At 32.7% G+C, this 26,242-nt stretch carries 26 protein-coding genes; 13 read left to right on the top strand and 13 right to left on the bottom strand.

Going from position 1 to position 26,242, the window contains the following annotated elements; all coding sequences use genetic code 11:
• Window positions 1-43 precede the first annotated feature (43 nt).
• Window positions 44-832 carry a DUF6503 family protein gene (locus tag E5167_RS06355; RefSeq protein ID WP_136842266.1) on the top strand — a complete coding sequence of 263 codons (789 nt, stop codon included), beginning with the start codon at window positions 44-46 and terminating at the stop codon, window positions 830-832.
• Window positions 833-1,137: 305 nt separating this feature from the next.
• Window positions 1,138-2,892 carry a T9SS type A sorting domain-containing protein gene (locus E5167_RS06350; RefSeq protein WP_136842264.1) on the top strand — a complete coding sequence of 585 codons (1,755 nt, stop codon included), beginning with the start codon at window positions 1,138-1,140 and terminating at the stop codon, window positions 2,890-2,892.
• A gap of 51 nt (window positions 2,893-2,943) precedes the next feature.
• On the opposite strand, the gene E5167_RS06345 is transcribed toward E5167_RS06350, so the two are convergent.
• From E5167_RS06345 to E5167_RS06335, 3 genes are all read right to left on the bottom strand, one after another.
• The gene (locus E5167_RS06345) at window positions 2,944-4,236 is read right to left on the bottom strand and encodes an amidohydrolase family protein (protein ID WP_136842262.1); all 1,293 of its coding nucleotides are present in this window, start codon (window positions 4,234-4,236) and stop codon (window positions 2,944-2,946) included.
• 13 nt (window positions 4,237-4,249) lie between these two features.
• Window positions 4,250-7,210: an amidohydrolase family protein gene (locus E5167_RS06340; RefSeq protein WP_136842255.1), complete on the bottom strand. Its 2,961-nt coding sequence runs from the start codon at window positions 7,208-7,210 to the stop codon at window positions 4,250-4,252.
• A gap of 80 nt (window positions 7,211-7,290) precedes the next feature.
• Window positions 7,291-8,358 carry a DUF3810 domain-containing protein gene (locus tag E5167_RS06335; protein ID WP_136842253.1) on the bottom strand — a complete coding sequence of 356 codons (1,068 nt, stop codon included), beginning with the start codon at window positions 8,356-8,358 and terminating at the stop codon, window positions 7,291-7,293.
• A gap of 76 nt (window positions 8,359-8,434) precedes the next feature.
• Between E5167_RS06335 and E5167_RS06330 the strand changes: the two genes are divergently transcribed.
• Window positions 8,435-9,889, top strand: coding sequence for an aminoacyl-histidine dipeptidase (locus E5167_RS06330; RefSeq protein WP_136842251.1), 1,455 nt, complete (start codon window positions 8,435-8,437; stop codon window positions 9,887-9,889).
• 52 nt (window positions 9,890-9,941) lie between these two features.
• On the opposite strand, the gene E5167_RS06325 is transcribed toward E5167_RS06330, so the two are convergent.
• From E5167_RS06325 to E5167_RS06315, 3 genes are read right to left on the bottom strand one after another with little or no spacing between them, the layout of a single operon-like run.
• A complete protein-coding gene (locus tag E5167_RS06325; RefSeq protein ID WP_239021956.1) occupies window positions 9,942-11,114 on the bottom strand; it encodes a peptidylprolyl isomerase in 1,173 nt (390 codons plus the stop codon).
• Window positions 11,115-11,117: 3 nt separating this feature from the next.
• Window positions 11,118-11,663, bottom strand: a complete 546-nt coding sequence (gene gldI / locus E5167_RS06320; protein ID WP_136842250.1) for a gliding motility-associated peptidyl-prolyl isomerase GldI — start codon at window positions 11,661-11,663, stop codon at window positions 11,118-11,120.
• Window positions 11,660-12,676 (bottom strand): DHH family phosphoesterase, encoded by a 1,017-nt coding sequence (locus tag E5167_RS06315; protein WP_136842249.1) that lies wholly within the window; start codon window positions 12,674-12,676, stop codon window positions 11,660-11,662. The genes gldI and E5167_RS06315 overlap by 4 nt, the downstream gene beginning before the upstream one ends.
• An 82-nt stretch (window positions 12,677-12,758) precedes the next feature.
• On the opposite strand from E5167_RS06315, the gene E5167_RS06310 reads away from it, so the two are divergent.
• Both E5167_RS06310 and E5167_RS06305 read left to right on the top strand, forming a co-directional pair.
• Window positions 12,759-13,793 carry an alkaline phosphatase D family protein gene (locus tag E5167_RS06310; protein ID WP_136842248.1) on the top strand — a complete coding sequence of 345 codons (1,035 nt, stop codon included), beginning with the start codon at window positions 12,759-12,761 and terminating at the stop codon, window positions 13,791-13,793.
• A gap of 53 nt (window positions 13,794-13,846) precedes the next feature.
• Window positions 13,847-14,266 (top strand): nucleoside-diphosphate kinase, encoded by a 420-nt coding sequence (locus E5167_RS06305; protein ID WP_136842247.1) that lies wholly within the window; start codon window positions 13,847-13,849, stop codon window positions 14,264-14,266.
• Window positions 14,267-14,345: 79 nt separating this feature from the next.
• Here E5167_RS06305 and E5167_RS06300 read toward each other — a convergent pair whose 3' ends face one another.
• From E5167_RS06300 to recF, 4 genes are all read right to left on the bottom strand, one after another.
• A complete protein-coding gene (locus E5167_RS06300) occupies window positions 14,346-14,666 on the bottom strand; it encodes a hypothetical protein (RefSeq protein ID WP_136842245.1) in 321 nt (106 codons plus the stop codon).
• Between the two features lie 284 nt (window positions 14,667-14,950).
• Window positions 14,951-15,253: a DUF721 domain-containing protein gene (locus E5167_RS06295; protein ID WP_136842243.1), complete on the bottom strand. Its 303-nt coding sequence runs from the start codon at window positions 15,251-15,253 to the stop codon at window positions 14,951-14,953.
• Entirely contained in the window at window positions 15,243-15,671 is a 429-nt protein-coding gene (locus E5167_RS06290; protein ID WP_136842241.1) for a lipocalin family protein, read from the bottom strand. Before E5167_RS06290 ends, E5167_RS06295 begins: the two co-directional genes overlap by 11 nt.
• Window positions 15,672-15,676: 5 nt before the next feature.
• Entirely contained in the window at window positions 15,677-16,759 is a 1,083-nt protein-coding gene (gene recF / locus E5167_RS06285; protein WP_136842239.1) for a DNA replication/repair protein RecF, read from the bottom strand.
• 137 nt (window positions 16,760-16,896) lie between these two features.
• Here recF and E5167_RS06280 point away from each other — a divergent pair, with 137 nt between their 5' ends.
• The 8 genes from E5167_RS06280 (at window position 16,897) to E5167_RS06245 (ending at window position 23,476) form a co-directional block, all read left to right on the top strand.
• The gene (locus E5167_RS06280) at window positions 16,897-17,667 is read left to right on the top strand and encodes a tetratricopeptide repeat protein (protein WP_136842237.1); all 771 of its coding nucleotides are present in this window, start codon (window positions 16,897-16,899) and stop codon (window positions 17,665-17,667) included.
• Between the two features lie 3 nt (window positions 17,668-17,670).
• On the top strand, window positions 17,671-18,156 hold the full coding sequence (gene ribH / locus E5167_RS06275) for a 6,7-dimethyl-8-ribityllumazine synthase (protein WP_136842235.1): 486 nt from the start codon (window positions 17,671-17,673) through the stop codon (window positions 18,154-18,156).
• 207 nt (window positions 18,157-18,363) lie between these two features.
• Window positions 18,364-18,588: a hypothetical protein gene (locus E5167_RS06270; RefSeq protein WP_136842233.1), complete on the top strand. Its 225-nt coding sequence runs from the start codon at window positions 18,364-18,366 to the stop codon at window positions 18,586-18,588.
• A gap of 13 nt (window positions 18,589-18,601) precedes the next feature.
• A complete protein-coding gene (locus tag E5167_RS06265; RefSeq protein ID WP_136842231.1) occupies window positions 18,602-18,883 on the top strand; it encodes a riboflavin synthase subunit beta in 282 nt (93 codons plus the stop codon).
• A 6-nt stretch (window positions 18,884-18,889) separates the two neighbouring features.
• Window positions 18,890-20,737 (top strand): DNA mismatch repair endonuclease MutL, encoded by a 1,848-nt coding sequence (gene mutL, locus E5167_RS06260; protein WP_136842229.1) that lies wholly within the window; start codon window positions 18,890-18,892, stop codon window positions 20,735-20,737.
• Between the two features lie 15 nt (window positions 20,738-20,752).
• The gene (locus tag E5167_RS06255; RefSeq protein ID WP_136842766.1) at window positions 20,753-21,508 is read left to right on the top strand and encodes a rhomboid family intramembrane serine protease; all 756 of its coding nucleotides are present in this window, start codon (window positions 20,753-20,755) and stop codon (window positions 21,506-21,508) included.
• Complete coding sequence (locus E5167_RS06250; RefSeq protein ID WP_136842227.1) at window positions 21,509-22,387, top strand: rhomboid family intramembrane serine protease; 879 nt, start codon at window positions 21,509-21,511, stop codon at window positions 22,385-22,387.
• A 66-nt stretch (window positions 22,388-22,453) separates the two neighbouring features.
• Window positions 22,454-23,476, top strand: a complete 1,023-nt coding sequence (locus E5167_RS06245; RefSeq protein WP_136842225.1) for an endonuclease/exonuclease/phosphatase family protein — start codon at window positions 22,454-22,456, stop codon at window positions 23,474-23,476.
• A gap of 172 nt (window positions 23,477-23,648) precedes the next feature.
• Here E5167_RS06245 and E5167_RS06240 read toward each other — a convergent pair whose 3' ends face one another.
• Genes E5167_RS06240 through lepB form a run of 3 tightly spaced genes read right to left on the bottom strand, consistent with a single transcriptional unit; the run spans window position 23,649 to window position 26,187 of the window.
• Window positions 23,649-23,957 carry a DUF6122 family protein gene (locus tag E5167_RS06240; protein ID WP_136842223.1) on the bottom strand — a complete coding sequence of 103 codons (309 nt, stop codon included), beginning with the start codon at window positions 23,955-23,957 and terminating at the stop codon, window positions 23,649-23,651.
• Window positions 23,958-23,962: 5 nt separating this feature from the next.
• Complete coding sequence (locus E5167_RS06235) at window positions 23,963-24,577, bottom strand: WbqC family protein (RefSeq protein ID WP_136842221.1); 615 nt, start codon at window positions 24,575-24,577, stop codon at window positions 23,963-23,965.
• 11 nt (window positions 24,578-24,588) lie between these two features.
• A complete protein-coding gene (gene lepB / locus E5167_RS06230) occupies window positions 24,589-26,187 on the bottom strand; it encodes a signal peptidase I (protein ID WP_136842219.1) in 1,599 nt (532 codons plus the stop codon).
• Window positions 26,188-26,242 lie beyond the last annotated feature (55 nt).

The raw sequence follows: 26,242 nt of genomic DNA, 5'->3' as shown, positions 1-26,242 counted from the left end.
GTACCTTAGTAAACGACAAAGCTTTCAACTAAAACAACTAAAAATGAAAAAAACACTCTTTATTACATTGGTTTTTATTGCTTTTGTTTCTTGTAAGCAAAACCCAAAAATAGAAAATTATAAAGCAACCGAGTTAAATGTAACAACATCAATTTATCCTGAATCTATAGCAAAGGTTTTTGATGCTCATGGAGGTATTGATACTTGGAATGCTATGGAAGGTATGTACTACGAAATTGAAAAGCCTAATACAAATGACACATACGATATTGCCTTAAAAAGCAGAAAATCGTTAATAACATCTGAGCATCATTTATTGGGTTTTGATGGTGAGTATGTTTGGCTAAAAAATTTAGATACTGTTGCCTATAAATCCAACCCGAAGTTTTTCTACAATTTGATGTTTTATTTCTATGCTATGCCTTTTGTGCTAGGTGATGATGGTATTAATTATGCAGAAGTTGAGCCTATAGAGTTTGAAGGTGTGTCTTATCCTGGTTTATTAATTTCATACGAGTCTGGAGTAGGAGAATCTCCAGATGATGAATATATTTTGTACTACCATCCTGAAACTTATAAAATGGAATGGTTGGCATATACTGTTACTTATTTTTCAAAAGAGAAAGCAAAAAAGTTTAGCCTTATAAGATATACTAATTGGGAAGACGTTAATGGGTTGGTATTACCAACTGTATTACAATGGCATCATTATGAAAATGGAAACATTGGAGATGTACGTAATGAGGTTAAATTTGTTAATGCAAAACTCATGGAAGATTTACCTAACGAAGACATGTTTGAAGTGCCAGACAGCACGATGATAGTAAAATAAATAAAAAAGGCGAGCCAAATATTATAGCTCGCCTTTTTTGTGAGGTTAAAATAATTTATTGTCCTTGGTATTTATTATGGTAACGTTTCCATAATTTGGTTTGATGCGTTTCTAAGCTTATAGCACGACCATCAATAAACGCATGAGAAAGTTGGTTTCCTCTCATATCTAGGTGTCACCTTAGTTGGTAATGCAACTTTTTAATCAAAGGGTTGTTTAATTAACGGTTTTTTAAACTAGTCAACAATTTTATTGCTATTATAAGATAGAATATTCCTACATTTGGAAGACAAAGTTGCACTTTTATGAAACGTGAAGTATTATTTATTGTATTAGTTGTGTTTTCTTGGGCTACTATTTATGGGCAAACAGAAGTTCAAAATCCTCCACCACCTGGTTATTGGCCTTTTTATTTTTGCGATGATGATTATGATGAAATAACTACTTTTGATCTTACTATGGTCGAATCATATATAGTTGGAGATGAGTATATAAATGACTTTGATTTTTACTATTTTAATAAAGAGTCAGGAATATCTTCTTTGATTCCTATAGAAGATCCAATAAATTATACTAATTCAACTAATCCAGATGAAACAGTAATGATAAGGCGTATAGAGATAAGTACAGGGTATACTTATGATATCTATCCTGAAATATTTGTTTTACCTCCCTTAATCATTAATAAACCGTCTCCTTTAGCTATGTGTAATATCAATAATAATGGATTTAATACTTTTAAGCTCCAACTTAAAAACGATGAGATATTATCTGGGTTAGATCAAAGTTTGGTTTCTATTACATACCATGAAAGTGTAGAGGATGCAGAAAACAATATTAATAGTCTAGACGAAAACTCATATACAAATAGTGTAGCTTTTCAACAAAAAATATTCCCTAGATTAACTTATAACATATTTGATAACCGTTACCTTATTTACCCCGGCTGTTATTCAATTACAGAGTTGGATTTAATAGTCTCTCAAGACTCTCAAGATTATTGTGAAGATATTGAAATCCTATTGTACTCAGATACAAGCCCTAGACCTGGGTTTAATTATGTTAATCATTTAATAGTAAAAAATACTGGAACCGAGGCTGTGACTTCTGGAACTGTTGAGTTTGCTTACGATTCGTTGCTTACATTTAACAGTGTTTCTAATGTTGATTCTAATGATAATGTTACACCAACCTCTAATGGTTTTACTCTTAATTTTAATAATCTTAATGTAGGAGAAGAAAAAGAAATAGATATTTCTATGTATGTGCCAACATCAGTAAGCTTAGATACAAAATTAACAAATTCAGCAGTTTATACTGGAGCTGATTTTAATCAAGATAACAACACTTTCGATTTATCTGAAATTGTGATAGGCTCTTTTGATCCAAATGATATTATGGAATCTCATGGTCCCAAAATTCAATTTAATGAATTTACCGAAAGTGATTATTTATATTATACCATTCGTTTTCAAAATGTTGGTACTGCAGATGCGATTAACGTTAGAATAGAAAATGAGTTAGACTCAGAATTAGATGAATCGACCTTTCAATTATTAGCTTCTAGTCATACAAATAATTTGAATAGGCTCGGAAAAAAGCTTACTTGGACTTTTAATAATATTCATTTACCAAGTGAAGATATGAATGAACCAGAAAGCCATGGGTTTGTATATTATAAAATTAAACCAAAAGCAGGGTTTACTGTTGGTGATATTATACCAAATACAGCAGCTATATACTTTGATTTTAACGAACCAGTAATTACCAATACTTTTCAAACGGAGTTTGAAGAAAGGTTATCAGTTGGAAAGAATTCTTTTTTAGATTCAAATTTATATCCAAACCCAGCAAGTGATTATATAAATATTGAATTTAAAAATAATAGTGAAAAGAATATTGAGATTTTTGATGTACAAGGAAAATTGATTATGAAAAAAGAAACTCAATTAAAAGAAATTCAGATTAATATATCAAATCTTGTAGAAGGGCTTTATTTTGTTAAAATTAAAGATGATTTGGATGGAGGAGCTGTGATAAAAAAAATAATAATCAAATAAAAAAGGCGAGCCAAATATTATAGCTCGCCTTTTTTGTGAGGTTAAAATAATTTATTGTCCTTGGTATTTATTATGGTAGCGTTTCCATAATTCAGTTTGGTGCGTTTCTAAGCTAATAGCACGACCATCAATAAAAGCATGGGTTAATTGATTGCCTTTCATGTCTAAAGCATCGCCTTCACTAACAAAAAGTGTGGCATTTTTACCTACTTCTATCGTTCCTAATTGGTTGTCTATTCCTAATATTTTAGCGATGTTTGATGTAATTAGTTTTAAAGCATCTTCTTTGCCCATACCTTGTCCAACAACTTGTCCAGCATAAAATGGTAAATTACGCGTTTGGAAGTTAGAGTTATTTCCTGTATGAATACCAACTAGAACACCAGCGTCAGCTAATAATTTTGGATTTTTGTATGGTAAATCATAATCTTGGTCTTCGTTTGCAGGTAAACTATGTGTGTGGTCAAGCAATACAGGAATATTATTACTTTTTAATAAACCAGTAACGGTATAGGCTTGATAGCCTCCTATAACGACCATTTTCATACCATTTTCAACAGCAAAGTTAACAGCGTCAGTAATACCTTTTTCATCATTGACATGAACGTATAATTTTTGAGATCCATCAAATAAGCCTTCCATGGCTTCAAACGGCATGTTCTTGGTAGTGCGTTTTCCTTTTAAATAGGCTTTGCTTTCTTTAACAAAGTTGACCACGTCATTTACTTGAGATCCATAATTGCTATTAGGTTTTAACCCAGGAGGTTCACCTAACCACCAGCGGCCTCTGGTAAAACTACTTGGCCAATTTAAATGAATACCATCATCAGCTTTTAATACTGCATCTTCCCAGTTCCAAGCATCTAACTGCATGATGGAAGAAGTTCCTGAAATTCGCCCTCCGTTAGGTGATACCTGAGCTGTTAAAATACCGTTTGGTCGCATTGATTCTACTACTTTAGATTCTGCGTTATAGGCAATTAAACTTCTCACATGAGGAATCATACTTCCCATTTCAACTTGATCATTACTGGCATTAACAGCATCAACTTCTACAAGTCCTAAATTGGTATTGGCCCCAATAAAACCAGGATATATGTGTTTTCCTGAAGCATCAATAACGTTGCCTTTAGCTGTGATATTTGAATTACTATCTCCAACAGCTGTTATTTTTCCATTTTCAAAAACGACTGTTCCTTGTTCTATAACTGTACCATCACCAACATGAATTGTAGCTCCTGTTATTGTGATGGCTTGTGTTTGTTTGTCAGCAGGTGTTTGTTGCGCAAAAGTAAGCGAGCAACTTAACATTAAAACTGAGTATATATATATAAGTTTTCTCATAATTTATTTTTATTTAGTCCATTGAATCACAATGAAGAAGTTGCTTTTCTTTTACTTTAATAGGTTGCGTTTTCATGCCTTTATTTTTTTCTTGCAACATCATTGACATTAATTCGCTACGTTCTTGCTTGATTTTTAAACGCATTTGTTTGTCTTTTTCAATATCAAAATAAGTAGCTCCTTCTATCATGGTTTTTTCTGCTTTAGCGTATACTGATAAAGGGTTGTCACTCCACAAAACAACATCAGCATCTTTTCCTACTTTAATACTACCAACACGATTATCAATATGTAATAATTTTGCAGGATTAAGCGTTACCATTTTCCATGCATCTTCTTCACTAACGCCACCATATTTCATGGTTTTAGCCGCTTCTTGATTTAAACGTCTAGACATTTCGCCATCATCACTATTAATAGCTGTGGTAATTCCTACATTGTGCATAATTGATGCATTGTAAGGAATGGCATCATTAACCTCATATTTGTAAGCCCACCAATCACTAAAAGTTGAAGCACCTACACCATGTTCTTTCATAATGTCTGCAACTTTATAACCTTCAAGGATGTGTGTGAACGTATTCATTTTAAAACCAAATCTTTCAGCCACTTTCATCATCATGTTAATTTCTGATTGAACATATGAGTGACAGCTTATAAAGCGTTCACCATTCAATATTTCTGCTAATGTTTCCATTTCCAGATCATACCTGAATGGTTGTCCGTTTTTCTTTTTAGCATCATATTCTTTAGCTCTTGTGAAGTTGTCTATAAACAATTGTTCAACTCCCATTCTGGTTCTTGGAAAACGTGTTCCGTTTTGTGAACGTGATTGCTTTACATTTTCACCAAGGGCAAATTTTATAAACTTAGGAGCATTCTTGTTGATAAGTCCATCAGCTGATTCTCCCCATTTTAATTTTATGATAGCAGAACGTCCTCCAATAGGGTTAGCTGAGCCATGTAAAATTTGAATAGAAGTCACACCACCTGCAAGGTTTCTATAAATACCAATGTCTTCCGGATCAAGAACATCTTCAATAGTTACTTCTGCCGACGAGTTTTGTCCTCCTTCATTAATACTGGCTGCGGCTAAATGTGAGTGTTCATCAATAATTCCAGCAGTTAAATGCTTTCCTGTGGCATCTACAACGGTTGCATTACGATTACTTAAGTTGGTTCCTATTTTGGCAATTTTTCCCTCTTTAATCAACACGTCTGTGTTTTTAAGGATGCCATCAGATTCATTGCTCCAAACAGTAGCATTTTTAAATAAAACCGTTTCTTGCTTTGGTAGTTGTGAAACACCATAAGCACCGTTTGGATAGGTAACAGGAACCATTTTTACATCTTTAGCTTTACCACCTCGTTTAGTCATCTCATTGCCTTTGCCATCATCATTTGATGCTTTTTGAGCAACAACAAAAACACTGTTACCATTAGGATCTATAAGTTTTCCACTAAGGTTATCTCCTTGATTTACCCTTGAAGTGAATCTCATAAATTCTTGTTTGGTGGTATCTGTACTCGTGAATGTTAGGTTTACCCAATTATCTTTATAAGTGATTTTTGCCCCTAATTGTTTACCATTACTTTTTACGTCTGCTTTAGGTTTACTTGATGAACCTGAAATAGAAATATCATAGGTTGTTCCAGCCATTGTAAAAGCATAATCACCATCAATATCTTTAACCGTCATGTCGTTAATGACATTTCTTTCTCCTTTTACCCAGTTTTCATAAATTTTTGTGCCTTTATTAAAAAGTTCTCCTGAGGTAATTAAAAAGTTGGCATAGGCACCATTTTTAAGAGAACCAATTTTATTTGGTTGCCCTAAAATTTGTGCAGGTACTGTTGTTAATGCTTCTAATGCTTTGGTTTTATCTAAACCGTACTCAATAGCTTTCATGATATTGGCATTAAGCATATCTGGCGATTTTAATCCATCTACTGTAAAGGAGAATGTGATCCCATTATCAGCTAAAGCTTTTGGGTTAGAAGGCCTTTGGTTCCATTCTCGCATTGTAGATAGGTCCAGAACACTTGCGGCGAAGGTATCTTCTACGTCATAAGCTTTAGGGAAATTTAAGGGTAAAATAAACGAGGCATTTGTAGCCTTAATATCTTTAATGCGTTCATATTCGTCTCCTCCTCCTAAAATTACATATTGTGTATTAAACTCATCTCCAACTTTATCAACACGCAGGGCATTTATTTTGCTTCCTGCAGCTATTATTTTTACAATACCTTTATTTTTATTAAAGGCTTCAAGTGAACGATCTTTAATAGTAATACCTCCTTTAGCATACCAATCGGCATCATGATGTACTTGTCTTATTAGTGCTAAAGTTCCCATAAGAGAACTTGGGTAGGATTGAGAGGTTTTAACACTTTTGCTTAGAGATAGATAATCTGCAGACCTGTCATTTAAAATGCGTTCGCCATTACCACCTTCATTAGTTAGTGCTACTAGGGCTCCTGTACCTCGCATAATACCATCTTGTAAATGGGTGTTTACAACCCCAAACCCTGCTTTTCGAAGTGCTGTTGCTGTTTTAGAATCGTATTCAAAATAGTCTACAGCATTTTGTTCTGGACGAATGTGATCATTCCAATAAAAACCTTCTCTGTTGGCATCATATCGGCTGCCGCCATTTTGGCGTTTTGGTTTTTCTACTCCAAAAGAGGAGTATAAATCAATAAAAGAAGGGTAAATGCTTTTTCCTGAAACATCGATTACTACAGCATTTACAGGAATGTTTACTGTGGTTCCTGTCGCCACTACTTTTCCATTATGGATAAGTAGCGTGCCTTTGTCTATTACTTGTGTTGGCGTCACATAAATTTTAGCATTGGTAAATACCGTGTAATTTGTGTTTATAGATTTTACACCATCATTTTTTGGGACATGCTCTTGGGCCATTAACGAAAATGTACACAAAAGCATCATTAAAATAAGATACTTTTTAATCATATTTGGTTGGTTATAAATTTAGAACCATAAATATAATAATTAAGAAAGCAGTAATGTTATGTTAAGATTTTTTTAACGTTTTAAATTGGGTTGTTTTTATAGTAGTTTACCAGCAATGCAACAGCATAGCTATAGCTCTCTATGCCTTTGTCTTGATTGTTAGCTTTTAAAAAATTACTATAAATTACTTTAAAAATTGGTTCAAGAGGGTTTTCATATGCCGTCCAAAAATTATACGATTCTTGATAGTTTAACAAAATACCTTTGTTAATTTTTTTTCTTAAGACTTCGTAATTATCCTTATCTCGTCTGTAAACTTCATTTAAGCATTGCCTTAAAGCCGAAACATATCCTGAATATTTAAAATAAATATCAGAATTATGTATTGCTGCTAAATAGCCAATAAAATTGGTTTCGTTTTCTGCAGCATACCCTAATTGATGAGCTTGCTCATGACAGGCAGTAGCTGGATATTGATATAAAGGAATTAAACCATCTATTTGAGCTTCGTTGGTAAACGGATTTAAGTAACCACTAAATCCCATGTATGTAAGTGGTAAACTGTATATAGATTGCTTAATGCTATTGGCTTGATAATTAAAAATAGGATGTTTTTTACCTAAGGACTGATATCCATTTAGTGTACTTTTAAATAATTCTTTTTTACTATAAGGCATTGTTACTTTAACAGTATCGTTATTTGTAATTGTCTCTTGTATAATGTTAGCTTTCTCTATAAAGGCTTCGGTTACTTGTATTAATTCTTCGGTTGTGTATTTGTAATCTATATTAAGTGATTTATATACAGGAATCCGATAATAATTTAATCCCCAAAATAAATGAAACGCCAAATAACCAACTGAGATAGCCGAAAACACATCAATAAACCAGTTTTTAGTATCTAATCTTAAGCGTTTTCTATGTATAACTAACCATCTTAAAACATAAATTCCTGCAATTGTGTAAAGTGTATCCCCAACTGAAAAAGGCAACCACCCAAATGCATATCTTAAAATTTTTGAGGTAAATTGGTATAAGCCACCACTGTAATACGTTTCAATAAATTTAGGGTAGTTAGCCAAAATCTTTATAATAAAGTATTGTGGAATAATACTTAAAGCGATGATTAGTTTTTTCTTGTTCAGCATTATCCAAAAATACATAATAGTTTAATAATTCTTTTATTTACTTATATACCTTTGTAAAACTATAATTTATAGAGACATGAATTCAGAAATAAGAAATCTAGAGCCAAAAGTATTGTGGAATAAATTTGCCGATTTAAATGCAGTTCCAAGACCTTCCAAAAAAGAAGACAAAGTTATTGCATTTATGAAAAATTTTGGTAAAAACTTAGGACTTGAAACCATAGTCGATGAAGTGGGAAATGTTATTATAAGAAAGCCTGCTTCCAATGGAATGGAAGATAGAAAGATGATTGTAATGCAGTCTCATTTAGATATGGTACACCAAAAAAATGCTGAGACATCTTTTGATTTCGATACGCAAGGCATAGACATGTATGTTGAAGGCGATTGGGTAAAAGCAAAAGGAACCACTTTAGGAGCCGATAATGGGTTAGGAGTGGCTACTATTATGGCAATTCTAGAAAGCAATTCTATAGCACATCCAGCTATTGAAGCTTTATTTACCATTGATGAAGAAACCGGAATGACAGGAGCTATGGGTTTAAAGGGTGATGTTTTAAAAGGCGAAATATTACTGAATCTAGATACTGAAGAAGATGACGAAATTGGTGTGGGTTGCGCTGGAGGAATCGATGTTACTGCTACAAGAACTTATGCTGAAGATCCTGTTCCGGAGGATTTTATGGCATTTAAAATTGAAGTCAAAGGACTTAATGGCGGACACTCAGGAATGCAAATTCATGAAGGATTAGGGAATGCCAATAAAATAATGAACAGACTTTTATATTCTGTAATTAGCGTAATTCAAATTTCTGAAATTGATGGAGGTGGATTGCGAAATGCCATACCTAGAGAAAGTGTTGCGACTGTAGTTTTTCATAAAAATAATACTGAGCTTATTCAAAGCAGTTTTCAGGAAGAAATAAAAAGTATTAAAAAGGAGTTGAAAACAACTGAGCCAAATTTAGAAATAGAATTTGGTTCAACAAACACACCTTCTAAAATGGTTGTAAGAGATTTTGGTAGAAACTTAATTAAGGCGATATATGCCGCACATAATGGTGTGTATAGTATGAGTGCTGATATTCCTGATTTAGTCGAGACCTCAAATAACGTAGCTAGGGTTTTGGTTAAGGATGGAGAGATTAAAATATTATGTTTAACAAGGTCATCAGTTGAATCTTCTAAAATGGATTTAGCTAATAAAATTCGAGCTACTTTCGAATTAATAGGATGTGAGGTTGAATTCTCAGGTAGTTATCCAGGATGGACACCAAATATGGAATCTTCAATTTTAAAAGTGATGCGAGAGTTGTATGTTAAATTAAACAATGAAGAGCCTCATGTAGCTGCTTGTCATGCAGGCTTAGAATGCGGAATTTTAGGAACAAATTACCCAGACATGGAAATGATAAGTTTTGGACCTAACATTAAGGGAGCTCATTCACCTGATGAAAGAGCGCAAATATCATCAGTTCAAAAATATTGGAAATTTGTTTTAGAGATTCTCAAAAGCATACCAAAAAAGTAATAAAAAGAGCAGCTATAATATAGCTGCTCTTTTTATATTTTATTAGTTGTACTTATTTTACTATTTCTACCATTTCAACGATAAATACTACATCTGTATTAGGTTTTACTGGAGGCCTTCCGTTTTCTCCCCAAGCTAAATGAGAAGGTATGTACAAAAATACTTTATCTCCAACCTTCATATTAGCCAATCCTTCGTTAAAACCAGCAATCATTTGAGCATCTGGTCCTATTTGAGTTGGCATTGGTGCATAACCTTGTTGCTGCTCTCTCATTTGATTGTACTGTCCGTGTTTTTCGGCAATTTCTTTTCTATTTGTGTCAAGTAATTTACCATCAGTAAAATAGCCTTCATACCAAACTTTAGCTTTTTGACCTTGTTTTGGCTTTTCTCCATTGCCTTCCTTTATAGTGTACATCATTAATCCTGATGGCAATGCTTTAGTTTTAGCTTTGTAATCGTTTATTGTTGGTAAAAACTCGTTTGCAGCATTTTGAGCCATTTCTTCGGCTTTTTTTCTTTCTTCCTCAGCTTTTTTAAGAGCAGCTATCTTTTTTTCTTTTGCTTTTTCTTCAAGTAAAGGTAATTCAGTTTCCCAAGTCTTTACAGCATCATATTTTCGAGCTTCAAAACCTTGTCTTACTATATTAATTTCTTCTATTACAACATCTTCAGCTGGTTTATTCCCTGCTTCAACTTGTACATTAGAGATAGTATCTTGTATTTCAAGCCCTAAAGCTAATTCACCAAAAACAGTATGAATATTATCTAACCATGGTGTTGGTTTTTCGGTAATAAAAAACTGGCTACCATTTGTGCCTGGACCACTATTAGCCATAGATAAAATTCCTGGTTTATCATGTTTTAATGTGTCATCAAACTCATCGCCAAAACGGTATCCTGGATTTCCTCTACCAGTACCTAAAGGGTCACCACCTTGAATCATGAAATCATTCATCACACGATGAAATATTAAACCGTTATAAAACTTTTTTCCTTTATAAACACTATCAACCATTGGATGATTTCCTTCGGCTAAGGCAACAAAATTTGCAACTGTTACTGGTGTTTTCTTATAATGTAATTTAGCCACCATCGTGCCTTTATTAGTTACTATTTCGGCGAATAAACCGTCTCCTAAATCTGGATATTTTTCATCACAAGATAGTACTGTTGTAAATAAAGCTAGTAGAATAATTTTCATAGAATGTTTAAAAATCTTCATTGTTTAATTAGTTTCTTTTTGAGTTATTGTATTTATAGTTACGTTACATATTAAAGGAATATTGGTTCCAATTTTATTAGAATCGCCATAATAGCCAAAAGCTTTTTGAGATGGGAATAAAAAGGTAACTGTTTCACCAGCTTTCATAAGCTTTAAACCTTCTCTTAAGCCAGAAAATAATTCTTCTTTATCCATGGCATAGTTTTTTGTTTTTAGCTCTTCTTCTGAATAAATTGTGTTTCCATTTAAATCGGATACTTCGTAATTAAAACTAACAATATCGCCAAATTCTGGTGTAATGCTTTCTTCTTCAATTTTAGTATCGTAACGATACCAAAAACCGTTTTCGGAAGCTATATATTCTGAGCTTGAGTCTTTCTTTATTAATTCTAATATTTTATTTCGTTCGGCTTTGTTGAGTTTTTTATTTCGCTCTACAGAGGCATCAATAAATGAGCCTGTTTTTACAGATACAGGACGTCTAGCTTCTGGAGACTTACATCCCAAAAGCATACAACACGTTAAGGTGAAAATTAGTAGTCTTTTCATGATTTGAGGTCATTTTTATAGGTTGGTAAGATACTAATAAATTTTTCAACTGTTTTTTTTAGGCTTAATTCGCTTCTTCCACCAGCAGCATTTGTGTGTCCACCACCATTAAAATGTTGTCTGGCGAAGGTGTTTACATCAAAATTGCCTTTGGATCTTAGAGATATTTTTATGATGCTTTCTTTTTGGTTTTCTATAAAAATAACAGCAAACTTCACACCTTTTAAAGATAAAGCATAGTTTACAACACCTTCGGTGTCCCCTTTTTGAAAATTATATTTATTAAGCTCTTTTTGTGATAATATAATGTAGGCTGTGTTTAACTCTTCAATAAAATTTAAATTGTTAAGGGCACGACCTAATAATTGTAAACGATTATAACTATTTGTGTCATAAACATTGTTATGTATTTGCGCGTTATCGGCACCATTATCAATAAGATTTGCAACAACATGATGTGTGGTGCTTGTTGTTGACCTGAATCTAAATGAACCAGTATCTGTCATAATCCCTGTATAAAGGCAGGTGCTAATGTTTGAGTTTAAAAGTTTTAAATCTCCCAACATGTCAATAAAATGATAAATCATTTGAGCTGTTGAGCATATTGTAACATCAGAATAAATATATTTAGCATAATTGTCTGGTTGTTGGTGATGGTCTATTAATATTTTAATTCCATCTGCCTCTGTTAAAATGGTTTCCATATTGCCAGTTCTATGTAAAGCATTAAAATCTAAAGTAAAAATAATATCTGCATTTATAATTAACTCATCTGCGGCAGCTTTGTTGTTGTCGTACTTTATTACAAGTTCGTCTCCAGGAAGCCATTTTAAAAAATTGGGATAATCGTTTGGAGTGATTACACTAATATGGTGGTTAAACAATTTAAGGTAATGGTATAGCCCTAAACTAGAACCCATAGCATCTCCATCAGGATTTTTATGAGGTACAATCACTATTTTTTTAGGTGATTGTAATAAGGCTTTTATTTCAGAAATCTCTCTTTTAGTCATAAGATGCGAAGATACAATTTAATAACAAATCCTTTAAAAGTATTATGCTACTTTTGTGTAAAAATTAATCTTTTATAAACCAATGAAAAAAGTTGTTAAGTACTTATTAATTGCTCTTGTAATTTTTTCTTGCAAGAATAATAATAATGTAGAGGTAAAAAACAATGCGCCTATTGAGAATGATTTGGTCATTGCTTTTGGTTCATGTAACAGACAAACATTTGAAAATAAGCTTTGGAAACCTGTTTTAGAGAATAGCCCAATAGCTTGGGTTTGGGGAGGAGATGTTATTTACTCAGATACCGATGATATGGAATTAATGTCACAGCACTACCAGCAACAACGTGAGCAAGAAGGCTATAGTGAGATTGTTAATAGTATGAAGATACTAGGTACTTGGGATGATCATGATTATGGTTTAAATGATGGAGGTTTAGAATATGTTGCAAAGGCAGAAAGTCAACAGTTATTTTTAGATTTTATGGGAGTTTCAAAAACAGATCCTAGGAGAGAACGCGAAGGCGTGTATCATGCTGAGGTTATAAAAACAGATAGAGGCAGCGTAAAAGTTATTATTTTGGACACTCGTTATTTTAGAAGTGCTTTAACACCTTCTGATAATCCTGAAAAGCGTTATCAGCCAAATCCATATGGAGAAGGGACTATGTTAGGTGATGCACAGTGGCAATGGTTGGAGCAAGAATTAAAAACTTCAAAAGCCGATTTCAATTTAATTGTGAGTAGTATTCAATTTTTGTCATCCGAACATGGATTCGAAACTTGGGGAACAATGCCACATGAATTTGATAGGCTTAAAGCTTTGATAAGCGATTCTAAGGCTAAGGGAGTTATTGTATTATCTGGCGACAGACATATTTCTGAGTTTTCTAAAACCGCAATAGGAGGTGTTGATTATCCATTAATTGATTTCACTTCAAGTGGTATGACACATTCGTATAGTAGTTTTGATGGTGAGCCAAATCAATATAGAGAAGGGAGAGTAGTGTCTGATTTAAGTTTTGGGTTATTAAAAATTAATTTTGACACCCGAAAAGTAATTATGCAAATGCGTGGAGAAAACAATGTGTTACAGCAAGAACTAATACAAACTTATTAAAGCTTGGTAATTTATATAAAAACTGTATTTTTGCACGAAATTTAATAAAAACAATGGCAACAAATAGAACATTTACAATGCTTAAGCCTGATTCGGTTGAAAAGGGTAATATTGGCGCAATATTAGAAAAAATTACAGCTTCAGGATTTAGAATTGTAGCTATGAAGTTAACACAAATGACTAAAGCAGATGCTGAAGCATTTTATGCAGTACATAACGAACGTCCATTTTTTGGAGAGTTAGTAGAATATATGACTCGTGGGCCAATTGTAGCTGCTATTTTAGAAAAAGACAATGCAGTTGAAGACTTTAGAACTTTAATTGGAGCAACAAACCCAGCCGAAGCTGCTGAAGGTACTATACGTAAACTATATGCTGCATCTATCGGTGAAAATGCTGTACATGGTAGTGATAGTGATGAAAATGCTGCTATAGAAGGTGCTTTTCACTTTTCTGGAAGAGAAATGTTTTAGCATTAAAAAATAAAACACAATAAAAAAGCTGCAATACTATTGCAGCTTTTTTTATGCTTAAGAGGTTATGAAAAAACAGTTAAAATTTAGTTTTAAACGCATCAGGTTTGGTAAACAGGTTGTGTAAAAGTGTTACTATTTGAAAAATAAAATAGATACTTGTTGCCCAAAACACACCTAAATACCAAGGTGACATGACTAATGTTAAAAACACACCCAGTACAATTGCTATAAGTGGATTTAAAAACCTCCAATAGAGCAACAATGAAAATAAAATCATTGCTAAGCCTCCAATAATTATTAAATTTTGATTTGAGTGTATGTTACCAATTAAAAAGGTACTAAGTGCAATAGCGTTTAAAAAACTTTTAAAACAGAAAATTTTAAGATTTTTGCTCATGAGGGAAGGATTTGAAATGAAAGTCAAAAACCCTAGACCACATATGTAAAAACCCAATTAAGGAATGTCTGTAATTAAAAAGCAATCTGTTTGTGCCTAAACAACATAGCAAAGGCATTGAAACAACGATTGGTGTTAGGGAAAACGGTTTCATTGTTAAACTTTATAGCTATAAAGTTGCATAAGTAAAACTTGTACAACAGTTATAGAGGGATTAAAGTAAAAGTAGCAGTTTTTTAAATTAATTACAATACGTATAGCTACGTATTTTAAAAGTTTAACAATTACTTAAGAATTAAGGTTTTTATTAAAGGTTTGCCTAAGGCTTCATTAAGCATGGCAATGATTTTTTCTTTACCATAACTAAGTTCTTCACGTAGTACCGAAGAGCTAAGCTGAACATATAAAGTATCTCTTTTTAATTGTACCGACGTAGTGTAGCTGTTTACACCATTTCCCATTAAGTTTTTCCAAGTATCTTTAATTTCTACCTTGTCTAAACCTTCTTGAAGTTTATTGGTAGAAACAAATTCTTTTAGCACATCACTTAAAGATAGATTTTCATTATAACGTTTTTTACTCGACAATGTTTATGCTTTTATAAGGTTTGTAAATATAACGAAAGCCTTGTGGATTAGCTATAATAAGTTCATCTTTCGTAGCCTTAATAATTGTTTCCTTAGTTATAGCGTCATTGTAACTATAATACATATTTAACGAATCATGCTCAATTTTTAAATTAAATAGAGCCTGATCTTGTGTGACGATGTATGTGCCTTCTAACGTAGGTGTCACTTTTTTTCTGAAGCCTGATAAATCATCATTAATTTTAAAATAATCAATACTCATGCTTATGTTGTACTCCTTTTTAAGTTCACCATCTTTTTGCACTTCTTTTATCTCCCAATACCCTTCAATAAAAGGGATTTTGTCTTCGGGGTTTGAAGAACAACTGCTAAAAACTATCGTGAGTATAACCAAGAAAAACTTGTTTTTTAAAGTCATATTTTTTATTGTAAGTTAAAAATCTGATACGTTTGATGTACTTGTTTTATAGCTACTTCAGTGCGTTCTGGATGTGTGTCGGTTATAAAAATCTGTCCAAAGTTTTCATTGTCAACCAATGCTATAATTTGCGCAACTCTATGTTCGTCTAACTTGTCAAAAATATCATCCAATAGCAAAATTGGTGTCACACCACTTTCGGCTTTAATAAAGTCAAATTGTGCTAGTTTTAGTGCAATTAAAAACGACTTTTGTTGCCCTTGACTGCCAAACTTTTTAATAGGATAACTTTCAATTTCAAACTTTAAATCATCTTTATGAATGCCTACACTTGTATATTGTAAAGCCTTATCTTTATTTAAATTCTGTTTTAGTATAGTTAATAGGGAGTCCTCAAACAGATCACTTTTATACGATAAATTCACCTTTTCATTACCATTGCTAATGGCTTTATAACGTGCTTTAAAAATAGGAACAAACACTTTAAGAAACTCATTGCGCTTTTTATGAATTGCTTGCCCAAGATCGTTCAATTGGCTGTTGTAAATGTCTAAAGTGTCACTGTTAAATGTATTGTTTGCAGCAAAGTACTTTAACAACGCATTACGTTGAGTTAGAACTTTATTGTATGATATAAGTTGTTGTAAATACGTTTTATCGCTTTGCGAAATTACACCATCAATAAACTTGCGTCTGGTGTCACTTCCTTCAATAATTAAATCTCTATCAGCAGGCGAAATAATCACTAATGGCAAAAAACCAATATGGTCGCTAAACTTATCATATACTTTGCTATTGCGTTTAATAATTTTTTTTTGTCCTTTTTTTAAAGATACAATAATTTTTTCTTGCCTTTCCTGCTTTAAATAAAGACCATCCACTACAAAAAAATCCTCATTGTGTTTTATGTTTTGAGAGGCAATTGGGTTGAAATAACTTTTACCAAATGATAAGTGATAAATAGCATCTAATATGTTAGTTTTTCCAATACCATTAGCACCAACAAAACAGTTGATTTTTGAGTCAAAATTAAACGTTTTTGAATCAAAGTTTTTGTAATTAAGTATAGATAATGTTTTTAAAACCATTAAGAAACTAAGTTATAAATCTTAAAAGAAGCTGTATTTCTTTAAAAAGAAGGTGCAAATTATTGAAAAATAACAAATAAATTACCTTTTTTTTACCAATAAAAATTTTATTTTTGCGGCGCATTAATATAGAATATATGGCGACTTATAAGAAAAGAGGTTATAAACCAAAAACAAAAGCAGAGAAAGCTGACGTATTAGAAGAACAATCAACAACGGCTGAGGTATTTAATACTTTAGATCAAGGTGCTTCTAAAACGGAAGAGTGGGTTGCAAAAAATCAGAAATATATTTTTATTATTGTTGGTTTAGCAGCAGTAATTGTTTTAGGATATTTAGGGTATAACAAGTTTATACAAGAGCCTAAAGAAAGTGAAGCGATGAACGATATGTTCCAAGCACAAAAATATTTTGACGAAGCGATTAATACAGGTGTTGAAAAAGATTCACTTTTTAACTTAGCGTTACAAGGTGGCGAAGGTAAATTTGGAATGCTAGATATTATCTCAGAATATAAAGGAACTGATGCAGCTAACTTAGCAAGCTACTACGCAGGAATGGCGTATTTGCAAACAAAAGATTATTCTAATGCAGTAGAACACTTAAGTAACTTTAAGTCGGACGATGTTGTTCTTGGACCAATTGCTCAAGGAAGTATAGGTGATGCATTTATTCAGTTAGAACAAAAAGAAGATGCACTAGATTATTATACTAAGGCAGCAAACATGTCTAGTAATGCTTTTACAACATCAATGTATTTGTTTAAAGCTGGAAATGTGGCTTTAGAATTAGGTCAACACAGTAAGGCACTAGGTTTTTTCAAAAGAATAAAAGAAGAATTTCCATCTAGCACAGAAGCAGCAAATATTGATGCTTTTATAGGTAAAGCAGAAGCTGCTAGTAACTAACACATGGCAACAGCAAATAAAAATTTATCACATTACGATAAGTCAACAATCCCAAACGCGAAAGAATTTCGGTTTGGGATTGTTGTTTCTGAATGGAATGATAATATTACCGAAGGCCTTTATAAAGGTGCTATTGAAGCCTTGTTAGATTGCGGTGCCATTAAAGAAAATATCATGCGTTGGGATGTTCCAGGAAGCTTTGAGCTTATTTATGGAAGCAAAAAAATGCAAGAACAACAAGTTGATGCAGTTATTGCCATAGGTAGTGTTATTCAAGGGGAAACCAAACATTTTGATTTTGTTTGCGAGGGTGTTGCTCAAGGCATTAAAGATCTTAATGTATTGCACGACATTCCAGTAATTTTCTGCGTGTTAACTGATAATACCATGCAACAAGCCATTGAGCGCTCTGGAGGCATTCATGGTAACAAAGGAGCCGAAGCTGCTATTGCAGCTATTAAAATGGCAGAGTTGCGTAAAAATAATTAGAACCTTTTTTAGTTTGACAGATTTAAACCTGTCACTGCGAGTTTTACTTTTTGGTAAAACGTGGCAGTCTGTCTAAAATAAAAAGATTGCGACAGTCGTACCTCCTTCGCAATGACAAATTGCTTATTTTTGTTAACAATTTTTGGCATTCCGTAAGTGTAATTCCGCTGTATTTTAAGTACATTTGAAGCATTAGTATAGAATAGATTGTTTAAACAGCGCAAGAATAAAAAGTTTAATTATAAGCCAAGATTTTCTAAAGAAAGTCAGTTAGAAGAACACTCTAAAGGACATAATTTAGCATCAAAGTGGCAAAAACAACGAGATGCTAGTCTTGGTAAAGGAAGACGTGGATTTCCAATGCGTACGCTAATAATAATTTTGGTATTGTTATTGATTTGTATGTACGTATTAGAAAACAAATTCATGTAAAAAATAATAAGCTATGGGGATTTTTAAAACACGCCAAAACAAAAAATTTGATTATACACCTCGATATTTTGATAACAAAGGAGATGGTAACCCTTATGAGATTAAACATAAATTCGATGAGTATAGAACAACTGTTGGTAAACATGGCTTAAAAGCGAAAATTAATAATGCTTTAGCCGATTTAAAAGGTGAAAAAGATAAAGTAGCTAACCGACGAATTTTAATTATAACTGCCATTCTTGTACTAATATTTCTATTCATTATTGATTTTGATTTATCCATTTTCTTTTCATAACAATTAATGGCAGATATTATACAGTTATTACCAGATCATGTTGCTAACCAAATTGCTGCAGGCGAAGTTGTACAACGTCCAGCTTCGGTTGTTAAAGAGTTGTTAGAAAACGCCATTGATGCTGGCGCAACTTCAATAAAACTTATTGTTAAAGATGCTGGTAAAACACTTATTCAAGTCATAGATAATGGTAAAGGCATGAGTGTTACTGATGCACGTTTAAGTTTTGAGCGTCATGCAACCTCTAAAATTACGTCTGCTGATGATTTATTTAATTTAACTACTAAAGGATTTCGTGGCGAAGCTTTGGCTAGTATTGCTGCTATTGCGCATGTTGAGCTTAAAACAAAACCAGAACTAGATGATGTTGGTACGCATATAAAAATTGAAGGTAGCGATGTTGTTTCACAAGAAGTTATTGCGACACCAACAGGGACCTCTATTGCAGTAAAGAATTTGTTTTTTAATATTCCTGCGAGACGTAATTTCTTAAAATCAAATACGGTTGAACTTAGACATATTATTGACGAGTTTAATCGTGTTTCCTTAGCACACCCAATAATTACTTTTGTAATGTTTCATAATGGAAGTGAGTTGTTTAATCTACCGGAGTCAAATATGCGCCAACGTATTGTTAATGTGTTTGGCGGCAAAACGAATGAAAAATTAGTGCCTGTTGAAGAATCGACCGAAGTTTTAAAAATATCTGGATTTGTTGGGAAACCAGAATTTGCACGTAAAACACGTGGCGAACAATTCTTTTTTGTCAATAATAGATTTATTAAAAGTTCTTACCTAAATCATGCCGTAAATGCAGCGTTTGAAGGTTTGTTGCGAGACGGAACACATGCTAGTTATTTTTTGTATTTAGAAGTTGATCCAAAATCTATAGACATCAATATTCACCCTACAAAAACCGAAATTAAGTTTGATGATGAGCATACCTTGTATGCTTTATTGCGTTCGTCTGTGAAGCATAGTTTAGGGCAGTTTAACATTGCACCTGTTTTAGATTTTGAGCATAACAGTAGTATGGATACGCCTTACAATTATAAACATAAAGAAGCGAACAATCCTGTTATTGAGGTAGATAGAAGTTTTAATCCATTTAAGAATGACAAAGAAACCTCGAGGAAATCAGGAGTTACCTTTAAAAAAGAACCTGTAAGTAGTTGGGAAAGTTTGTATGTTGGTTTAGAGTCTAAAGGAAATAGTAGCGATGCGTTTAGTCAATTACAGCTAGAAAGCGACGAAGAAATGCCTTCAATGTTTGAAAAAGCTAACGATGAAGTCACTCAAAAAACGTTTCAAATACACGGTAAATACATAGTAAATACCATTAAATCTGGGATGCTGTTTATAGACCAACAACGCGCTCATCAACGTGTGTTGTACGAACAATTTTTGCAGCATATTACAGTTAAAGAAGCCGTGAGCCAGCAATTATTGTTTCCTCTAGCTATGGAGTTTTCAACCATGGAAATAGCTATTCTGTTAAATCTAAAAGAGCAGTTAGAACAAACAGGGTTTGTGTTTTCTAAGTTAGAAGGCGATGAGGTAGAAATATCAGGCGTGCCAGTGAGTGTTGAAGCCTCTAAGGTATCGCAAGTATTAGAAACACTAATTAGCGATGTAGAAAACGAAGTGCCAGATAATCATTTTAGTCAAACCGATTTAATTGCAAAAAGCTTAGCAAAGAGTTTGGCAATTAAAACAGGGCAATCGTTAAGTGTACAAGAACAAGAACATTTAGTAAATAGTTTATTTGCTTGTAAAGAACCATCCATTTCTCCAACTAATAGAGCAACGTTTATAACGATGAAGGTTGAAGACATTGATAAAAAATTTAATTAAGAGTAGCGTATTATGATGAAAGGAATAACCGATACTGTAAAGCATTTATTAATCATTAACGTGATTATGTTTATTGGCACCATGGCTGTTGGTGGAGGTAATGGCGAGTTGTTTTATAGATGGTTTGCTTTATATTTCCCTAAGAATGATTTGTTTCAACCATGGCAAGTCATTACGCATATGTTCATGCATGGTGGTTTTACCCATTTATTATTTAATATGTTTGCCCTATGGATGTTTGGTACTGCTGTAGAACAACAATTAGGAAGTAAAAAATTCTTATTCATTTATATATCAGCAGGACTAGGTGCTGTATTGTTTCAATTAGGGTATTACTATTTTAATTATATCCCATTGCATGCAGAATTAATTAGTTCAGGTTTGACAAGTGATCAAATATTACAAATGTTAACATCTAATCAAGCAATTAATGGTATTAATGAATCACAGTTTTTAAAGTTACAACAACTTTTTCCTATATATAATGCATCAATGGTAGGAGCTTCTGGTTGTATTATGGGAATTCTTGCAGCTTTTGGGATGATGAATCCTGAAGCGAAACTCATGCTCATTTTTTTACCAATACCAATAAAGGCAAAGTACTTTATTCCTGGTATTATCATTTTAGATATTGTTTCAGCCTTAACTGGACAGTCATTCTTTAGTCCAAGTAATACGGCTTATATGGCTCACGTTGGTGGCGCTATTACAGGTTTTATTATTATGTGGTACTGGAAAAAGAATCAGTTTAACCAAAATCGTTGGGATTAAATGACTTCTTTAACACAAGACATTCAAGGCAAACTTAAACGATTAACGGCTTTTGAAAAAATTATAGCGGCCAATGTGGCTATCTATATTATTGGATGGTTTGTAGCTAATTTTTCTGCTGTATCAAGAAATCAAAGTTTAGAGTGGTTAGTATTGCCTAAAGAGTTTTCGGAGTTTATATTTAAACCTTGGTCAATAATTACTTATGGTTTTGCACATGTCGATTTTTGGCACCTATTTTTTAATGTGTTTGTACTCTATTTTATTGGACGTTCGTTTTCTAACTTATTCAACATCAAGCTATCACTTAATGTTTATTTCTTAGGTATTATCAGTGGTGCCTTGGCTTACATGCTAGCTTATGCCTTGTTTCCTGGTGGTATTTTAAAGTTTACAGGAGCACTATTGGGTGCTTCGGCTGGTGTAAGAGCTGCGCTTATTTTTTTATGTGCTTATATGCCCAATTACGAAGTAAGACTAATTACTTTTAATATTAAATTAATGTATATAGGTTTGGTGTTGGTGGTACTTGATTTACTTGGATTGTTCAGTGGTAACGCTGGGGGAAATATTGCTCATTTAGGTGGTGATGTATTAGGGTTTTTCTATGCTACGCAATTAAAAAAGGGAATAGATATAGGTAAGGGCTTTGAACGCATTATGGATAGTTTCTCTAGTTTATTTTCTAAAAAATCGCCTTTAAAAACAGTACACAAGTCCAAAAGAAAAACAAAGGCTTACGCAGGACATACTAAAGACGAGTTTAACGAGTTTAATAAGCAGAAGCAAATAGATATTATATTAGACAAGATAAGTAAAAGTGGTTACGAAAGTTTAAGCAAGGAGGAAAAAGAATTTTTGTTTAGGTCTGGGAAGTAAAAAATGTTATGCAGCATTTTAAATACACATAAAGATTATCTTCGGTCATCAGTCATCTAGCATAAAATGAAAAAGCTAAGTTTTGTAAATAAAACCATTTTTATAACCAACTCGTTAGTAGCGTTGCTACTCTTATTATCTTACTTATTACCTTACGTTGCTCCCAAAAACTTTGCGTTTCTTTCAGTACTAAGTTTAGCAGTACCACTACTTATTATTTTAAACGGTTTGTTTATGCTATATTGGCTTTTAAAGGCTAAAAAACAACTATTGTTATCTGGTTTGGTATTACTATTAGGTTACAGTTATGTAGGGTCTTTATATAAATTTTCATCGTCTAAAAATATTGAAAATGGAGACGATTTATCTATCATGAATTATAATGTACGCTTGTTCAATTTGTATAATTGGATTGATAGTGATAGTGTTGAGCAAGACATTATGAATTTGATTGAAAAAGATAACCCTGATGTTATTTGTTTTCAAGAGTACCATCCACATGAGCGTGTAAATTTGTCTTCCTATAAATATAAATACGAAAAACTCTCTGGTAATCGTATAAAATATGGTCAAGCCATTTTTTCAAAATATCCTATTGTAAATTCTGGCTCGGTAGAATTTCCTAATACAGCGAATAATGCCATTTTTGCTGATATTGTTAAAAACAACGATACCCTTAGAGTTTATAATGTACATTTACAATCATGGCGCATCGATGCTAATGTTGAGGATTTAAAAACTGAGGATTCTGAAAGGCTTTTTAATAAAGCAGGCGAAACATTTAAAATGCAACAGGAACAAGCCGAATTGTTTATAGCGCATAAAACACAGTCGCCATACAAAATGATTATTTGTGGCGATTTTAATAACACAGCTTACTCTTACGTATATAAAGAAATAAAAGGCGATTTAAAGGATGCTTTTGAGGAAGCAGGTAATGGTTTTGGCAAAACGTTTAACTTTAAATATTTTCCTGTACGTATTGATTTTATATTAGTAGATGATACTTTTGCTGTAGATAGTTTTAAAGTGTATGAAGAAAAACTGTCTGACCATTATCCAATTCGTGCTAAAATTAACTTAAACTAACAGTAGAGCTTTTGTTATCAACAAAAGGTCAGTTCGAGTAATTTTCTATTAGAAAATTGTATCGAGAACAGGATTTTAAATCAAAAACTTGATTCTCGATACTAATTTCACTCATAAGTATGACAGAAATTCACTCGAATTGACAAATTTTATTCTATAATTACATCAGGTTCTACATAAATAAGCAATCACACCAATCGGCAATCATGTGAATGCATAACCCAATGCCTAAAACCCTCGTTTTCTTAAAAAAAGTAAGCACTATATAAACTCCAATAGCATAATACGAGTGAAGCGGATGAAAGTTAATGCTACACCTATTAGCATCAAAAATAGGCGTAGCTAATAAGTGATCTAAATCAATTAACATGGTGGCAATCATAATTAAAAAAGCCTTTTCCCAATTATTTTTAAAGAAGAATAAGGCAACAGCTAAAGGCACTAAAAAATGAATGCCATAATGGACAATAGGTTGTATCATTATAATTATAAGCTCTGAGATTTTAGGTACGTAACAGCATTGGTGCCTTCATTAAATAGCAAATCAAGAATGCTTAAATTATTAATATAACCATGTTTATTGGCAAATACTTGTGTGTAAGGTTCAAAGAGATATTCTTTTTCTTTTCTGGCATTTACCAAATGTCTAAAATCTTTACAATTGCTTGGTGTGGTTTGGTATGCAGTTGTGGTTTGGTAGTTAAGATCTAACTGTAAACAGTCAAAGATTACCTCTAAGCACTTAAAGTTAAAATCAAGAATGTAATCTTGTTTCGTATGAAATAAAGGTGCTATGTCATCTTCATAGTATTCAAAAAAAGGAGAGGTTCTATAAGCGCTTTGTAATGATTTCCAGTGTTGTATTTGCCAAGGTGTGTCGTTTACAATTTTAACGTCTTTATATAGCTGCCTATTTTTATGAGAATGTTTAATAGGTACATTTAATGCTAGTTTTTCATTGGCACCATATACATAAGCACGATTTCTATAGGTCTGTTTTTGGTAATTATCGTGAACTTCAAACATCAAATTTTCAGCATGAACCATGCTTACAAAATGCGCTATATTTGGAAAATATGTTGGGTGGAGTAGAGTGTGCATTTGTCAATGCATTATGCAGTTGCTTTCTTACGCTTACGCCATTTGTTAAACCCAAACCATCCTAATAATACTACTAAAAACGGAATTAAATACGATACACGTTCACCACTGCCATGAACCGTTGTAAACATTCTGTCCCAACGTATTTTACCGTTAAATAAACTTTTGTTAGGGTCTAAACTTAACCAAATAAATACAGGCTTACCAACCACATGGTCAAATGGCACAAATCCCCAAGCTCTTGCATCCAATGAGTTATGACGGTTATCTCCCATCATCCAGTAATAGTTCTGTTTAAAGGTGTAATTGGTTGCTAATTCATCATTTATGAAAATTTGATTGCCTTCCACACTAAGCGAGTTGCCTTCATATTCTGTAATAACTCGTTTGTATAATGGTAAGACTTCTAAATTAATATCTATGGTTTTGCCTGCTTCAGGAATGTATATTGGCCCAAAAAAATCATTATTCCAGTTATAATCGGGATGATGCGGGAAAATTCCAGAATCTCTCACACCTTTTTCTTGTTTGTTTGGTGTAATACTTGCTACGTTTGGGTGGTTTTTGAATTTACCTAAAGCTTCATCAGAAATTGCAGAAAAATAATAAGTGTTTTGCTCATTCATGATACCAAATCGATCTGTAATATCATATCTGTTAGCCATAATTTTTGGATTGAACTGATTGGTTTTTGGCTGAACTAAATATGAAAATTGTAATTGAGCTCTATCTGGCAATTCGTTTTTCTTACCATTAATATATACAAAACCATTACGAACTTCTAATGAATCTCCAGGAACCCCAACGCAACGTTTAACTAAATTAATTTTTTTGTCTATGGGTTTGTTATAATTACGATCGGAAGTAAACCTATTAATATTATCGGTTGAATCGGCTGGACTATTAAAAACCACAATTTCATTTCTATCTATTGTTTCAAAACCAGGAAGACGCAAATAAGGTAATTGTAATTTATTTAACCATGAGGTTTCTTTTTTAGTGATATCGTCATTAAACAAATACGATTTCTTTTTAATTACAGGAATGGTGTCATGTACCATAGGTGCTGCAACAGTGGTCATGGGTACTCTGGCACCATAATTAACCTTGCTTACAAACAAAAAGTCACCAATTAATAGCGATTTTTCTAGTGATGATGACGGAATGGTATATGGCTGTATAAAATAAGTGTGTACTAAGGTAGCTGCAACAATAGCAAATAAAATAGAGCTAACCCATTCACCAGAGGATGATTTCGGATTTATATCTCTATCATTAACATAAGTAACATCAGTGGCATAATTTAGGTAGTAAAGATAAAGTCCAAGAGTTACTACAGCTAAAAACGTATCTGTATAAGTGTTTTTGCCAAAGCTTCTAGCTGTTTCTACCCAAATTACCGGAAACATGATGAGGTTGATAATGGGTAGAAATAATAATATCGTCCACCAAGGCGAACGGTTGATTATTTTCATCAAGACCACAGCATTATAAACAGGAACAAAGGCTTCCCATGCTTGTCTTCCAGCTTTTATATATAGTTTCCAAGTTCCTAATCCATGTATTACTTGAATTATTAAAATGAAAATAAACCATTGAGTCAACGTCATAATTGAATTTTTTTGTTGTTAGTTAGTGCTAAAGTAGTATTTGAGTGTTACAATA

Origin of the sequence: Pontimicrobium aquaticum, assembly GCF_005047595.1 — a bacterium.
Classification (GTDB): domain Bacteria; phylum Bacteroidota; class Bacteroidia; order Flavobacteriales; family Flavobacteriaceae; genus Pontimicrobium; species Pontimicrobium aquaticum.
The sequence above is the reverse complement of the archived record's forward strand: the minus strand, read 5'-3'. Positions and strand labels throughout refer to the sequence as shown.